The organism is Pseudomonas peradeniyensis (assembly GCF_014268935.2).
In the GTDB taxonomy this organism is placed as follows: domain Bacteria; phylum Pseudomonadota; class Gammaproteobacteria; order Pseudomonadales; family Pseudomonadaceae; genus Aquipseudomonas; species Aquipseudomonas peradeniyensis.
Genome location: NZ_JABWRJ020000001.1, coordinates 66,370 through 79,723 on the forward strand (window position 1 = coordinate 66,370; position 13,354 = coordinate 79,723).

General features: G+C 62.6%; 14 protein-coding genes. 10 read left to right on the forward strand and 4 right to left on the reverse strand.

All coding sequences use genetic code 11. The features are described from left to right. The first annotated feature begins 10 nt into the window (after nt 1–10). The 9 genes from HU751_RS00225 to HU751_RS00265 all read left to right on the forward strand — a co-directional run bounded on the left by HU751_RS00225 (nt 11) and on the right by HU751_RS00265 (nt 9,216). A complete protein-coding gene (locus HU751_RS00225) occupies nt 11–1,336 on the forward strand; it encodes a DUF8689 domain-containing protein (protein WP_186734150.1) in 1,326 nt (441 codons plus the stop codon). 16 nt (nt 1,337–1,352) lie between these two features. Next, nucleotides 1,353–2,168 (forward strand): Flp pilus assembly protein CpaB, encoded by an 816-nt coding sequence (cpaB, locus tag HU751_RS00230; RefSeq protein ID WP_186734151.1) that lies wholly within the window; start codon nt 1,353–1,355, stop codon nt 2,166–2,168. A gap of 92 nt (nt 2,169–2,260) precedes the next feature. Further along, nucleotides 2,261–3,601, forward strand: a complete 1,341-nt coding sequence (locus HU751_RS00235) for a TadE/TadG family type IV pilus assembly protein (RefSeq protein ID WP_186734152.1) — start codon at nt 2,261–2,263, stop codon at nt 3,599–3,601. An 8-nt stretch (nt 3,602–3,609) separates the two neighbouring features. Then, nucleotides 3,610–4,080: a TadE/TadG family type IV pilus assembly protein gene (locus tag HU751_RS00240; protein ID WP_186734153.1), complete on the forward strand. Its 471-nt coding sequence runs from the start codon at nt 3,610–3,612 to the stop codon at nt 4,078–4,080. Beyond that, the gene (locus HU751_RS00245; RefSeq protein WP_186716038.1) at nt 4,080–4,583 is read left to right on the forward strand and encodes a TadE/TadG family type IV pilus assembly protein; all 504 of its coding nucleotides are present in this window, start codon (nt 4,080–4,082) and stop codon (nt 4,581–4,583) included. Before HU751_RS00240 ends, HU751_RS00245 begins: the two co-directional genes overlap by 1 nt. After that, nucleotides 4,577–5,794, forward strand: coding sequence for an AAA family ATPase (locus HU751_RS00250; protein WP_186734154.1), 1,218 nt, complete (start codon nt 4,577–4,579; stop codon nt 5,792–5,794). Before HU751_RS00245 ends, HU751_RS00250 begins: the two co-directional genes overlap by 7 nt. Nucleotides 5,795–5,797: 3 nt before the next feature. Next, nucleotides 5,798–7,231 carry a TadA family conjugal transfer-associated ATPase gene (locus tag HU751_RS00255; RefSeq protein WP_186734155.1) on the forward strand — a complete coding sequence of 478 codons (1,434 nt, stop codon included), beginning with the start codon at nt 5,798–5,800 and terminating at the stop codon, nt 7,229–7,231. A gap of 2 nt (nt 7,232–7,233) precedes the next feature. Next, nucleotides 7,234–8,220, forward strand: coding sequence for a type II secretion system F family protein (locus HU751_RS00260; protein WP_186734156.1), 987 nt, complete (start codon nt 7,234–7,236; stop codon nt 8,218–8,220). 27 nt (nt 8,221–8,247) lie between these two features. Further along, nucleotides 8,248–9,216, forward strand: a complete 969-nt coding sequence (locus tag HU751_RS00265) for a type II secretion system F family protein (protein ID WP_186734157.1) — start codon at nt 8,248–8,250, stop codon at nt 9,214–9,216. Between the two features lie 78 nt (nt 9,217–9,294). Here HU751_RS00265 and HU751_RS00270 read toward each other — a convergent pair whose 3' ends face one another. Genes HU751_RS00270 through HU751_RS00280 form a run of 3 tightly spaced genes read right to left on the reverse strand, consistent with a single transcriptional unit; the run spans nt 9,295 to nt 11,560 of the window. Next, nucleotides 9,295–9,555: a DUF3613 domain-containing protein gene (locus HU751_RS00270; protein WP_186716369.1), complete on the reverse strand. Its 261-nt coding sequence runs from the start codon at nt 9,553–9,555 to the stop codon at nt 9,295–9,297. A 2-nt stretch (nt 9,556–9,557) separates the two neighbouring features. Further along, nucleotides 9,558–10,289, reverse strand: a complete 732-nt coding sequence (locus tag HU751_RS00275) for a tetratricopeptide repeat protein (RefSeq protein WP_186734158.1) — start codon at nt 10,287–10,289, stop codon at nt 9,558–9,560. 26 nt (nt 10,290–10,315) lie between these two features. Continuing rightward, a complete protein-coding gene (locus tag HU751_RS00280; protein ID WP_186734159.1) occupies nt 10,316–11,560 on the reverse strand; it encodes a type II and III secretion system protein family protein in 1,245 nt (414 codons plus the stop codon). A gap of 365 nt (nt 11,561–11,925) precedes the next feature. On the opposite strand from HU751_RS00280, the gene HU751_RS00285 reads away from it, so the two are divergent. After that, entirely contained in the window at nt 11,926–12,576 is a 651-nt protein-coding gene (locus tag HU751_RS00285) for a gamma-glutamylcyclotransferase (protein WP_050707464.1), read from the forward strand. Nucleotides 12,577–12,592: 16 nt separating this feature from the next. On the opposite strand, the gene tcyN is transcribed toward HU751_RS00285, so the two are convergent. Then, nucleotides 12,593–13,354: an L-cystine ABC transporter ATP-binding protein TcyN gene (gene tcyN / locus HU751_RS00290; protein ID WP_186716380.1), complete on the reverse strand. Its 762-nt coding sequence runs from the start codon at nt 13,352–13,354 to the stop codon at nt 12,593–12,595.

Here is a 13,354-nt window from a genome sequence, read left to right on the forward strand (position 1 = left end):
GGAGAACACCATGGACGCCGCCGACAAGAGTGACACCATTCACGACGAGCGCGAACTTGTGCAGCGCTTGGCCCCGCAGCCGCGTACCGTGCGCGAAACCGGGTTGGCGGAAAACCTGCTCGGTGACCTGGTCTGCAAGCATTTGCACGATGCAGGCGTGCTGGACATGCCCCGACTGGTGGAACGTCTGGCACTGACGGGGGCGGTGCTTGAAGAGGTCTTGACCTCGCTGCGCAAGGACGGTCGCATCGAAATACTCGGCCAGAACGGTGGCCAGACATTGCGCTATGGGTTGACCGAGCGCGGTCGCAGCGCCGCCCGCGACGCCTTGGCACGCAGCGGCTATATCGGTGCGGCGCCGTTTCCGGTCAGTCAGTACCGGGCGCTGCTCAAGGTGCAGACCATCCATCACGGCCAGATCAATGCACAGGACATGCAGCAGGCTTTCAAAGGGGTGGTTCTGGCGCAAGGCATGCTTGATCAACTGGGCGTGGCGCTCAATTCGGGTCGCGCCATCATGATTTACGGGCCGGCGGGCACGGGCAAGACCTATGTCAGCAGCCGTCTGGCGCGCCTGTTCGATGAAGCGATCTGGGTTCCGTATGCCATTGCGGTCAACGAGTCGGTGATCGAAATCTACGACCCTCAGGTACACCGCTGCCTGGATGATCAGGATGATCAGCAGAACACCCTGCTGCTTGACGAAGGGATCGACCGGCGACTGCTTCGCTGCATGCGCCCGCTGGTGATCACCGGCGGTGAGCTGAGCATGGAGCAGTTGGATGTGCGCTACGACCCGTTCACCCGTCAGTACCAGGCGCCGTTGCAGCTCAAGGCCAGCAATGGCTTGTTCATCATCGACGACATGGGCCGGCAGCGCATGTCGCCGGCCGAGCTGCTCAACCGCTGGATCGTGCCGATGGAAGAGAAGCGCGACTTTCTCAACCTCGGCGGCGGGCGGCACTGCGAGCTGCCGTTCGACTTGGTCCTGGTGTTCTCGACCAACCTCAATCCGCTGGAGTTGGCCGATGAAGCGTTTTTGCGGCGAATTGGCTACAAGCTGCAGTTCGGCTACCTGAAACCCGAGGAATACGAGCGTATCTGGCGCCAGGAGTGCGAGCGGTTGAGTCTGGCCTTCGATCCGCGACTACTGCATTTCGCGCTGGAGGCGTTGTACGGCGCCGAGAACATGCCACTGGTGCCGTGCCATCCCCGTGACTTGCTGAGCATGGCCCTTGACCGCCAACGCTATCAGGGTGGCTCCGGGCCGCTGTCGGCGCAGGAGGTGAAGTGGGCCTGGACCAACTACTTCGTACAGTTCGACTTTCTTGGATAGGTGAGGAGATACCGGCATGAGCTCTCGTACTTTCATCTTGATTGCCTTGTCCTTGATCCTGGGATTGGGCGCTGCGTGGATGGCCAACACCTGGCTCAGTGCCCGGCTCAACGCCAGCGCCGATGACAGTCAGCGCAATGTGGTGGTCGCCACGGTAGAGATTCCGTTCGGGCAGATGGTCGAGGCGCAGCAGGTGACGCTGGTACGCATGCCCAAGGACGCGATACCGGATGACGCCTTCGATGCCACCGAAAAGGTCGTGGGCAAGATCGCCACCTTCGCCATGCTCGGCGGCGACATCCTGCGTGGTGCGCGCCTGGCCGAGCACTTGGGCGGCAGCACGCTGTCCTCGCTGATCGAACCGAGCAAACGGGCGATCTCGGTGCGGGTTGACGACGTGGTTGGCGTTGGTGGCTTCCTCTTGCCGGGCAACCGGGTCGATGTCCTGGCGACCAGGCAGGTCGGCGGTACCGGTAATGCCGAGTCGCGCACCATTCTGGAGGATCTGCGCGTGCTGGCCGTGGACCAGACGGCCAGCACCGACAAAACCCAGCCAGTGGTGGTGCGTGCGGTGACCTTGGAAATGACCCCTGCCCAGGCGGAACTGCTGGTCAAGGGCATGACCGACGGCAAACTGCAGCTGGCCCTGCGCAACCCGCTCGACAACAACAAGGTGCCGGTTCCCGCCGAGCCGGTGGCGCTGGCCCAGGCTGAGCCAGTGGCGCCGGTGCCGATGGTCAAGCCCATCGTCCGTCGCAAGAGTGTGTCTGGCCCCAGCGGTATCACGGTGATTCGCGGTATCGAGGTGAATGTCGTCAACACCCAGATGTAGCCGCCGGACGCAATCGCTGACAGCCACGCCGAGTTACCGGCGTCGTGTACCGACACCCTGCAGGACAAGGTCGGTAGCACTGGAGGGTCTGAATGATGAACGCGCATATTCGACAGCCGCTGCACAGATGCCCGCGGCATCAGCGGGGCACGGCTCTCGTGCTGGTGGTGATCGCCCTGGCCGCCATCCTGTTGATGGGGGCCCTGGCGCTGGACGGTAGTCACATGCTGGTGAACAAGGCCCGGCTGCAGAATGCCGTCGATGCCGCTGCCCTGAGCGGGGCCAAGAAACTGAGCGAGGTGTACGGTGCGACCGGCTCCGCCAGCACCACCCAAGCCGCTGCCAGGGACACGCTGGCGCGCAATGCCAACGCCGATGGCAACCAGGAACTGGCCAAGGCCATTGGCAACGACATAAGCGGTTTCGCCACGGTGGAGCTGTCTGCCAGTGTCTACGGACCGTTCTCTTTCCCTGGCCCTGCCAATGCACGGTATGTGCGGGTGTCGGTGCCCAATTACCCGCTCAGCGGGTTCTTCTGGGGCATGTTGCAGGCGGTCGGTAATGGCGCTGCCCCGTCCAAGGCCGTGGCGGCCGTGGCCACCGCCGGTCCCAGCCCCGCCAGTCCCTGCGACTTGACCCCGCTGCTGGTGTGTGGCGACCCAACCAAGAACGACCCCGGCAATGGGCTGTTCTGGGGGTTTCGCTTCGGTGACCTGCAGGTGTTGAAAACGGCGGCGAACAACAGTTCGAGCATTGGCCCGGGTAATTTTCAGTTGCTTGACTTCGGTTCCGGGGGCAACACGGTCCGGGACGGACTGGCGGGAGGCATCAAGCAGTGCAACCGTGTTGGCGACAACGTGCAGACCAAACCGGGTAACACCGTCGGCCCTTCGGCCCAAGGCCTCAATACTCGCTTCAACCAGTATACCGGCAACCTCAGCGCGGCCGACTATCCGCCAGACCTGGTGATTACGGTCAACAGCAAGTCGTTCACCTACAACGGTTCACCAGCGCAGATCCAGTACAACAACCAGTCGGTGACCTCGACCAACGGCAACCTCGCCACCGCCAGTGGTGCGTTGTACGACTACAACGACTGGGCGCAGGCCTCCGCCGATTGTGCGTCCGGCTCGGCGGGTGGTTGCCAGAGCAATGGCGCATTCGAGCGGCGGATTCTCAAGGTGGTGGTCGGTGATTGCTCCGGCAAGAACGATGGGGCCAGTTCGATTCCGGTAATGGGCTTTGGCTGTTACTTCGTGCTGCAACCGGAGTCGCAGCAGGGCGGCTCGGCGCAAATCTTCGGCCAGTTCGTCAAGCAGTGTGATGGCGACAATGTGCCCGGCCCTCATCCAGCCAGCGACACCGGTCCGCAGATCATCCAGCTGTACAAGACCTACATCGATAACAACCAGACGCCGAGCACCGACTCCTAGGAGGTCTCATGGGACACCGCGGATGCAGGTCTGCGCAGGCCCAGCGAGGGCTGGCGATGGTGGAAATGGTGATCACGCTGCCGCTGCTGTTGCTGTTGTTGTTCGCCTTCGGCGAGTTCGGTCGCATGTTGTTCCAGTACAACAGCCTGATGCAGGCCAGCCGCGATGCCGGACGCTTCGTCTCCGGTCAAGCCTGGAACCCGACCCTGGGCAAGCTCTCGCTGAGTGCCGACCTCGTGTCCAAGACGCGAAGCGTCGCGGTCTACGGCGTGCCGGCCAACCCCAGCGGCTACCCGCCCGTGGTCCCGGGACTGACCACCGACAAGGTCACGGTGCAGGCCGTGGGTACCGACCATGTCCAGGTCAGCATCAGCTACACCTTCGTGCCGGTAATCGGTAGCGCAATACCAGCGTTGTACGGCCAGAGCGTGCCGCTCGGCCTGACCTTGACCTCGACTGTGGTGATGAGGGCCTTGTGATGAATAAGCAGCGTATGCGCGGGATGTATGTCGTTGAATTCGCCATTACCGGCCTGGTGCTGTTCACGCTGCTGTTCGGCGTGTTGGAGGTAGGCCGGTTGTATTTCACCGTCAACGCGCTCAACGAGAGCGTACGTCGTGGTGCGCGCCTGGCGGCGGTGTGCGATATCCGTGATCCGGTGATCTTGCGCCGGGCGATTTTCAATGCTGCCGACAACAGCGGCAAAAGCAGCCTGATCGGCAACCTGGCCACCGCCAACCTCAGTCTGGTGTATCTGGACGCCAATGGCGCGGTGGTCGCCAACCCGGACGACCTCGGCAGCGCCAGCGGCTTTCGCGCTATTCGCTACATCCAGCTGCAACTGAGCAACTTCACTTTCAACCTGCTGATTCCAGGGTTCGGTGGGGGCTTCACCCTGCCGGTGTACAGGTCGACCGTGCCGCGTGAAAGCCTCGGTCGGCAACCCGAGGCGGGCGTCACCCCGGAGATTACGCCATGCTAATGACCAAAGAAGCACCCACCACCGGTGTGACTGAGAATCCCGGTATGCACCTGTTGATCAGTGGCCGTGACGGGGGCGCGTTGAACCAGCTCAAAGCGCTGAGCCAGTGCCTGCCCAACCTGAATGTCACCACCCGCTTGGTTAGCAATGGCCACACCGACCCCTTGTTCGGGCTGGAGCAGATGCCTGACCTGCTGCTGCTGCGTGTCAGCCACCTGTGGCGCGAGGAACTGGCCGCATTGCTTCAGCACCCGCTCAAGGAGCGCCCACCGTTGCTGGTGTGCGGCCCCTTGGACGAGCGCGAGGGTATGCGCCTGGCAATGCAGGCTGGAGCCCGGGATTTTCTGACCGAGCCGGTGGCCGCCGACGAACTGACGGCGGCGATCAACCGTATGGTGATGGAAGCCCATGCCGAGCAAGGCTCCGGGGGCAAGCTGGTCGCCGTGATGAACGCCAAGGGTGGCTCAGGCGCGACCATGCTGGCCTGCAACCTGGCGCATCAACTCAGCGTGCGAGGCGGGCGTACGTTGCTGCTGGACCTGGATCTGCAGTTCGGGACGGTGGCCCACAGCCTGGATGTGTTGCCGCAGCACTGCCACATGGAGGTGCTCAAGCAGATCGATGAGCTGGACAGCATCGCCTTGCGCGGCTTTTGCAGTCACTTCAGCCCGACCCTGCATGTGCTCAGTGGCCGCGCGGGCGAGTTGTGCCTGGCCCAGGACGTTCGCCTGGAGCAGTTGGAAAGCCTGCTGCGCCTGGCGCGCAACACCTATGACTGGGTGGTGGTTGACCTGCCGCGGCAGATCGACCACCTCACGGGGGTCACGCTGGAGCAGGCCGACCGGATCTACATCGTGGTGCAACAAAGCCTCAGCCACCTCAAAGATGGCACGCGGCTGACCCACATCCTGCGCAACGACCTAGGCGTGCAAGGCAATCGCCTGAAGGTGGTGGTCAACCGCTACAACAAAGCCTCTCCCGTCAGTCTCAAGGACATCAGCGATGCCATGCGCTGCAGCAATGTGCACAAGCTGCCCAATGACTATTCGGCGGTCAACGAAAGCCAGAACACCGGCGTGCCCCTGGAGGTGCATGCGCCACGTGCTGCGGTGACTGTCAGTCTGCATGAGTTGAGCCAGGACCTGATCGGGGTCGTGGCCAGCGAGCGGGGCCTGTTTAAACGTACCTTTGGCCGTTTGTTCGGAGGGTGAACCATGCTCAGCGACTTTCGTAATCGCCTGCGCCAGCAGGCCGGCAAGAGCGCCCCGGCAGACGGGCAGGGGACGCAGCCGGACAGTGCCAGCTGCGACAGCGTACTCATGGCCTGGGAGGCCGCGATACCGGATGTGCCTTACGAGACCCGGACCAAGCTCAACCAGGTGGAGACCGAGTGGCGGGAGAAGATCTATCAGTTGCTGCTCAAGGTCATGGACCTGTCATTGCTCGACTCCCTGGAACCGGGCGACGCCTCGCGGCAGATCCGCGACATCTGCCAGCGCCTGCTCGACGAGCACTCGGCGCCGGTCAGCGCCAGCAGCCGGCAGTTGATCATCAAGCAGATCACCGACGAAGTGCTCGGTCTCGGCCCGCTGGAGCCGTTGCTGGCCGATCACAGTGTATCGGACATTCTGGTCAACGGTGCCGACTCGGTGTACGTCGAGCGCTTTGGCAAGCTGCAACGAACCGATGTGCATTTTCGCGATAATCACCACCTGTTGAACATCATCGACCGTATTGTTTCCAGTCTGGGCCGGCGCATCGATGAGTCGTCACCACTGGTGGACGCACGGCTCAAGGATGGCTCGCGGGTCAACGCCATCATTCCGCCCTTGGCCATCGACGGGCCGAGCATGTCGATCCGGCGCTTTGCCGTGGACCTGCTCAACACCGAGAGCCTGGTGAAGATGGGCACCCTTACGCCGTCGATCGCCCTGATGCTCAAGGCCATCGTGCGCGGGCGCATGAACGTGCTGATCTCCGGCGGGACCGGTAGCGGCAAGACCACCATGCTCAACGTGCTGTCGAGCTTCATCCCCCACAATGAGCGGATCGTCACGATCGAGGACTCGGCCGAACTGCAACTGCAACAACCTCATGTGGTACGCCTCGAAACCCGTCCGTCGAACATCGAGGGCAAGGGCGAGGTCAGCCAGCGCGACCTGGTGCGCAACAGTTTGCGCATGCGCCCCGACCGTATCGTCATCGGTGAGGTGCGTGGCGCCGAGGCGCTGGACATGCTGACGGCGATGAACACCGGCCACGACGGCTCGCTCACCACCATCCACGCCAACACCGCGCGCGATGCCCTGGGGCGGATCGAGAACATGGTCTCGATGACCGGTGCGACCTTCCCGATCAAGGCCCTGCGCCAACAGATCGCTTCTGCCCTGAGTGTGGTCATCCAGTTGGAGCGCCAGGAGGATGGCACGCGGCGCTTGATCAGCGTTCAGGAAATCAATGGCATGGAAGGCGAGATCATCACCATGACCGAGATTTTTTCGTTCGTGCGTAATGGTATCGGTGAACGCGGTGAAGTCCTCGGCGAGTTCCGCCCCACGGGCATGGTTCCCGCGTTCCGCGAGGTCCTGGCCAAGCGCGGCATCGAACTGCCACTGAGCCTGTTCCGGCCCGATTGGATGGAGGGATGAACATGAGCCAAATTCCCAGTGAATATATTCTGGCGTTCCTTGGCATGGTGTTCACCGCCATGTTCCTGCTCAGTCAAGGTTTGGCGATCCCGGTGTTCGGTGAGGCCAATAAGGTCCGCAAGCGTATCCGTAGCCGTCTGAACGTGCTGGAGAGCAGCAGTAACCTGGCGAACATGCAGTCGGTACTGCGGCAGAAATACCTGCGCCGGCTGTCGCCGCTGGAGGCGCGCCTGGAGCAGTTGCCGGGCATGGAGGGTCTGGCGCAGATGATCGAGCAAGCCGGGCATGAGTACCGTGCCTATCGGGTGCTGTTGCTTGGCCTGATCCTGGCCGTGACCGCTGCGGTGGTGCTGTGGCTGTTCACTCAGCTGTGGTGGATGGCCCTTGCCGGTGGCCTGGCCACGTTCTGGCTGCCGGTGCTGAAGATCTCCCGTGACCGCAGCAAGCGTTTCGCCCAGTTCGAAGAAGGCCTGCCCGATGCGCTGGATGCGGTATGCCGCGCGCTGCGCGCCGGCCATCCATTCAACGAGACCCTGCAGTTGGTCGCCGAGGAGCATAAAGGTCCAGTCGCCCACGAGTTCGGCCTGACCTTCGCCGACATCAACTATGGCAACGATGTACGCCGGGCCATGCTCGGCCTGCTCGAGCGCATGCCGAGCATGACCGTGATGATGCTGGTGACCACGGTGCTGATCCACCGTGAGACCGGGGGCAACCTGACCGAGGTGCTGGAGCGCCTGAGCAGCCTGATTCGTGGGCGTTTCCGTTTCCAGCGCAAGGTCAAGACGCTGTCGGCCGAGGGGCGCATGTCGGGCTGGATACTGGTTGCCGTGCCTTTCGTGTTGGCGGCGGCGATCGTGCTATCGAGCCCGAGCTATCTGCCCATGCTGCTCAGTGAACCCCTGGGCCAGAAGCTGGTGATCGGGGCGTTCGTGGCGATGCTGATCGGGATTTTCTGGATACGCAAAATCATCCGGATTCAGGTTTGAACACCGCCAGGTGTCAAGGAGGGGGTCATGAACTATCTGCTGAGTCTGATCAACAGTGCGGTGGGGGACGAGGAGTTGGCTCGCCTGCTGTTCGCCGCAGCCATCGGCTTGAGCGTGGTACTGGCGGTGGTCACGTTGGTGTTGCTGGTGCAAGGGTTGCAAGATCCGGTACAGCGGCGCCTGCTGTTGCTCAAGCGCGGTCATGCCGGGGCTGGTTACGAGCAGCACACCACCAGCAGCCTGCAACTGCTGCTGGAACAGGTCGGCCAGCGCTTCTCGCCGACGGAGCCGACAGCCAGTTCGGCGACCCACACACTGCTGACCCATGCTGGCTATCGCTCGCATGCGGCGGTACAGATGTACTGGGCGACTCGCCTGTTGTCGCCGTTGCTGACGGTGGGCCTGGCGTTGCTGGCCCTGCCGTTGGTTCCGACACTTTCGCTGCCTTTGGGTATTGTCATCCTGGTCACGGCGCTGGGCGTGGGATGGTTGGCACCGGCGATTTATGTCAATGCGCGTAAACAGGCGCGGATGACCCGGTTGATGGTGGCCTTTCCCGATGCTCTGGACCTGATGGTTGTATGTGTGGAGTCGGGCCTGGCATTGCCCCAGGCGATCGAGCGGGTGTCCGAGGAAATGGCGGTCAGCCAACCGGACTTGGCCATTGAGCTGGCGCTGGTCAACGCCGAGATTCGCGCGGGGATTCCCAGCACCGAGGCGCTCAAGCACTTGGCTGATCGGACGGGGTTGGAGGACATTCGCGGATTGGTCAGCCTGCTCGCACAGAGCATCCGTTTTGGCACCAGCGTCGGCGCCACCTTGCGCATCTATGCCGAGGAGTTTCGTGACCGGCGCACGCAAATGGCCGAGGAGAAGGCGGCAAAGATCGGTACCAAACTGGTGTTCCCGCTGATCTTCTGCCTGTGGCCAAGCTTCTTCCTGGTGGCCATCGGGCCTGCGATCGTCGGTGTGTTCAAGGTGTTCGGCAAGCTCTGAGCAAACGCCGCATACAAACCGGGCCCGGGCCTCCAGCGCGAGGAAACGCTGGAGGCCCGGGCCCGGTACCGTCTGTGGTTACTTGCGTTGTCCGCCGGAATATTCCTTGTAGTATTCGGGGATGGCGTGTTTGTAGCTCTCCAGCCAGCGCTGCAAGGCCAGGTCGCGCTCACTGGCTGCAGCCGTTTGCCGGATGGGCGACATGGCCTGGCCGTGAGATTGCAGCACCAGCCAGACTTCGGTTTGCTGCTGTTGCTCCGAGGAAGGGCCGGGTTCGATGGCCTGGGCTGCGAGCGGAACGAGCAACAGCCCCAGGCAACTGGCTAGGTTGTTTTTCATCACTACCTCTGCGTTGTTGACGGGTTGGCAACCGACGGCTCGATGGCCGTTGTGACACGATCACTGGGCACTGCCGCAGCGGTCGTCGATGCCTTGAGTTTTTCCGCACGCTCCTTGGCCTGGGTGACTTGCTCGGGGTTCAGGCCGGCACGGCTGGCCAGCTCCGAGGCTTGCTTCCAGTTGCCTTGGTAAATCAGCAGGGTCACCAGGTTGCTGGCTGCCAAGGTGTCGGACGGCTTCAGTTCCATGGCGGTGATCAGTTCGAAACGGGCTTCCTTGAGTTTCAGTTGCTTGAGGTAGACCACGCCCAGGTCGTTGCGAATCTTCTCGTCGGTGGGGGACAGACGCGCGGCGCGCTGCAAGTGTTCGAGCGCTTGCTCGGCGTCGGCGCGGGAAGTCGCCAACTGCCCCAGGCCGTGCTCGCCCTCAGCGGTCAGGCAGGTACCGAGCAAGCTGCGATACAGCGGTTCGGCCTCACTCTGGCCAAGCATGCGATAGATCTTGGCCTTGCGCAGGCGTACTGCGGCAAGGTCGTCAGGGAGGTTCTGCAGGTTGGCCAGGCCTGCGTGCAACTTGCCGTCGCCGATCATGTCGTCGGCCATGCTCAGCGACAGCTCCTGATCGGGGGTCGGTTTGGTGCAACTGGTGCTTCCCAGGCTTGACCACCTGCCGCCCCCATCGGAGGCGCAGCCACCGAGCATCATCAATCCCAGCACCGCGATCAGTGTTTTCACCCTGTGCTCCCGCAAGGCCCTGATGCTCATTGCGACAACCCACTGAGCCGGTCGAAGTTGCCGTCTTCGAGGAAATACATGCGGAACCAGTTCGGGTCGTAATTACGCAGGTTCTCCCCCGGCAACGACGGCAGGCGGGCATTCGCCGCCAACGGTTGCACCAGGTGCGGGGTGACGATCATCAGCAGTTCCTTTTCCTCGCGGCTGATGGTGGAATCACGGAAGAACGCCCCCAGGACCGGAACATCGCCCAGACCTGGGAACTTGCTCACGGACGAAATGTTGCTGGTACTGATCAAACCACTGATCACGAAGCTCTCGCCGTTGGCCAGGGAAATACTGGTGTCGGTGCGACGCACGCTCAGCGCCGGTACGGTGATGCCCGCGATGCGCACGCCGTTGTTGTAGTCGAGTTCGCTGACCTCTGGCGCCACTTTCAAGGCAATACGGTCACGTCCGACGATGGTTGGCGTGAGGGTCAGGCGAATACCGAACTCCTTGTACTCGATCGAGATGGTGTCGCTGCCGCTGCTGGGCACCGGAATCGGTACCTCACCCCCGGCCAGGAAGCTCGCGCTCTGACCACTGAGTGCCACCAGGCTCGGCCGCGCCAGCGTGTAGGCGAAGCCACTGCCTTCGAGCGCATTGATCAGCCCGAGGACTTTGCCGCCGCCGATACCGATGTTGAACGTGCTGTTGTTCAGCGGGATGGCGGTAGCTGTGTTACCGAGTTGGCCGGGCGACACGGTCACCAGCGGGACGGTGCCTGGGGAGCCGAACAGGAAGCTTCCGCCTTTGCCGAAGATCGAGGTACTGGCTTCCTTGAGCTTGGTACGGCTGACTTCGACGAAGCGTATGTCGGTTTGCACCTGGCTGGGCAGCGAGGGATCTTCCGACGGCGGCAACGCCGTGCTCATCAGCGAGCCGGCACCCTTGCCCTGGACGAACACCATGCTTTGGCGCGGGGCGCTGGAGCAGGCAGTCCAGACCATCAGGCTGGTGGCACCGGGAGCGATGCCGGTCAGCAGGTACGCATCATTTTTACCATAGGTCTGAACGTCGGCGACTTTCGGGTCGCCGACGGCCAGACGCGTGATGGCAACCTCAGAATTCATCACCTTCTGCATACCTTCGCCGACCTCGATCACCGCCGGCAGGGCGGACAATGCAGAGCAATTGCCGGGGGCGGCCTGGGCGATGTTCATGGACAGTCCAGTGAAGATCAACGTCCATGCAACGCGTTTGAGTACTTTCACGCAATCACTGTCCATTCACTGCTTCCTTGTCTGATTTAGGTCTGGATATTGCGGCTCGCTCAAACCTAATGTTCGGCCAGGGAACCCGGGCATGGGCACGTCACTGGTTCGAACAAACGTCGTTGTTATCTGACGTTAGCGCAGAAAGGTCAAAATGCTATTAATTGGAAAAATACCATTCGTCGGCGCCGGGGATCGCTTGTTCACTGGACGCTGTCCTTGCGTTTAGCCTAGGATCCAGCCGAAGATCATTTCAAAGAAAAGACATCACTTTGGATCTTCCGGGGTTTGTCCGAGAACAAGGTGCAACGGAGCATGCAGTTCGCGTTGTCGACTCTGTGAAGATGCGCAGGATTGATTGACCCCTATGGCGGCAGCTCATGTCGACACTTGAAAGTTCATCCTGGCAAATAGCCTATCCGCCGTCACTCGACTTCGGGCAGCAGTTGACCCGCGAACAACTGCAGCGCTCGATGCAGGAAACCATGTCCCTGCACGAAGGCGGCCCGGTCTGGCTGTTCGCCTACGGCTCGCTGATCTGGCGCCCCGAATGCAATTCGGTCGAGCGCCAGCGGGCACGGGTGCATGGCTACCATCGCGGCCTGTACCTGTGGTCTCACGAGCACCGCGGCACACCGGAATGCCCGGGCCTGGTGTTCGGCCTGGACCGTGGCGGTTCCTGCAGCGGTTTCGCCTACCGTCTGGATGACAGCAACCTCGACGATTCGCTGATGGCCCTGTGGCAACGGGAAATGCCTTTCCCGGCCTATCGCCCGCACTGGCTCAGCTGCCGTCTGGGCGATGGCAGCAAGGTCCAGGCCCTGGGCTTCGTACTGGAACGGCACCTGCCGTGCTACGCGGGCAACCTGCCGGACACCCTGCTCAGCCAGATCCTCGCCAGCGCCAAGGGGCGCTACGGCACCACGCGCGATTACGTGGAGCAGACCCTCAACGCCCTGCGCAGCCACCAGATGCCCGATCGCAACCTGGAAGCCCGTTTCAGGCGTTGCCACAACCTGCGCGAGGTGTGAGCCCCGCGCGGTGGGGTCATTCCTGGCCGGCGGCGGTGCCGAGGAACTTGCGCAGGAACTGGCGGGTGCGCTCTTCCTTGGGGTTGGCGAACAGCGCCTTGGCCTCGCCCTGCTCGACGATCACACCTTTGTCGAAGAAGATCACCCGGTTGGCGACATCGCGGGCAAAGCTCATTTCGTGGGTGACGATGATCATGGTGCGCTTTTCCTCGGCCAGGCCGCGGATGGTCTCCAGCACCTCGCCCACCAGCTCCGGGTCGAGCGCCGAGGTGGGTTCGTCGAACAGGATCACTTCGGGTTCCATGGCCAGGGCGCGGGCGATGGCCACCCGCTGCTGCTGGCCGCCGGACAGGCGGCGCGGGTAGGCGTCTTCCTTGCCCGCCAGGCCGACCTTGGCCAGCAGGCGCCTGGCCAGCTCGATGGCCTTGTCGCGGGGCGTCTTCTTGACGATCACCGGCCCTTCGATGACGTTCTCCAGGGCGGTGCGGTGGGGAAACAGGTTGAAGTTCTGGAACACGAATCCGGCCTGCTGGCGCAGGCGGCGGATCGCACCCTGCTGGCCACCCAGCGGGCGATTGGCGTCGATACTGATGTCGCCGATCTGGATGCGCCCGGCATCGGGGGTTTCCAGCAGGTTCAGGCAACGCAGGAAGGTGGTCTTGCCCGAGCCGCTGGGGCCGATGATGGCGACCACCTCGCCGGGTTGCACGGTCAGGTCGATGCCGTTGAGCACGGTATGGCCCTTGAACTGCTTGCTCAGGCCTTCTACTACGATCAT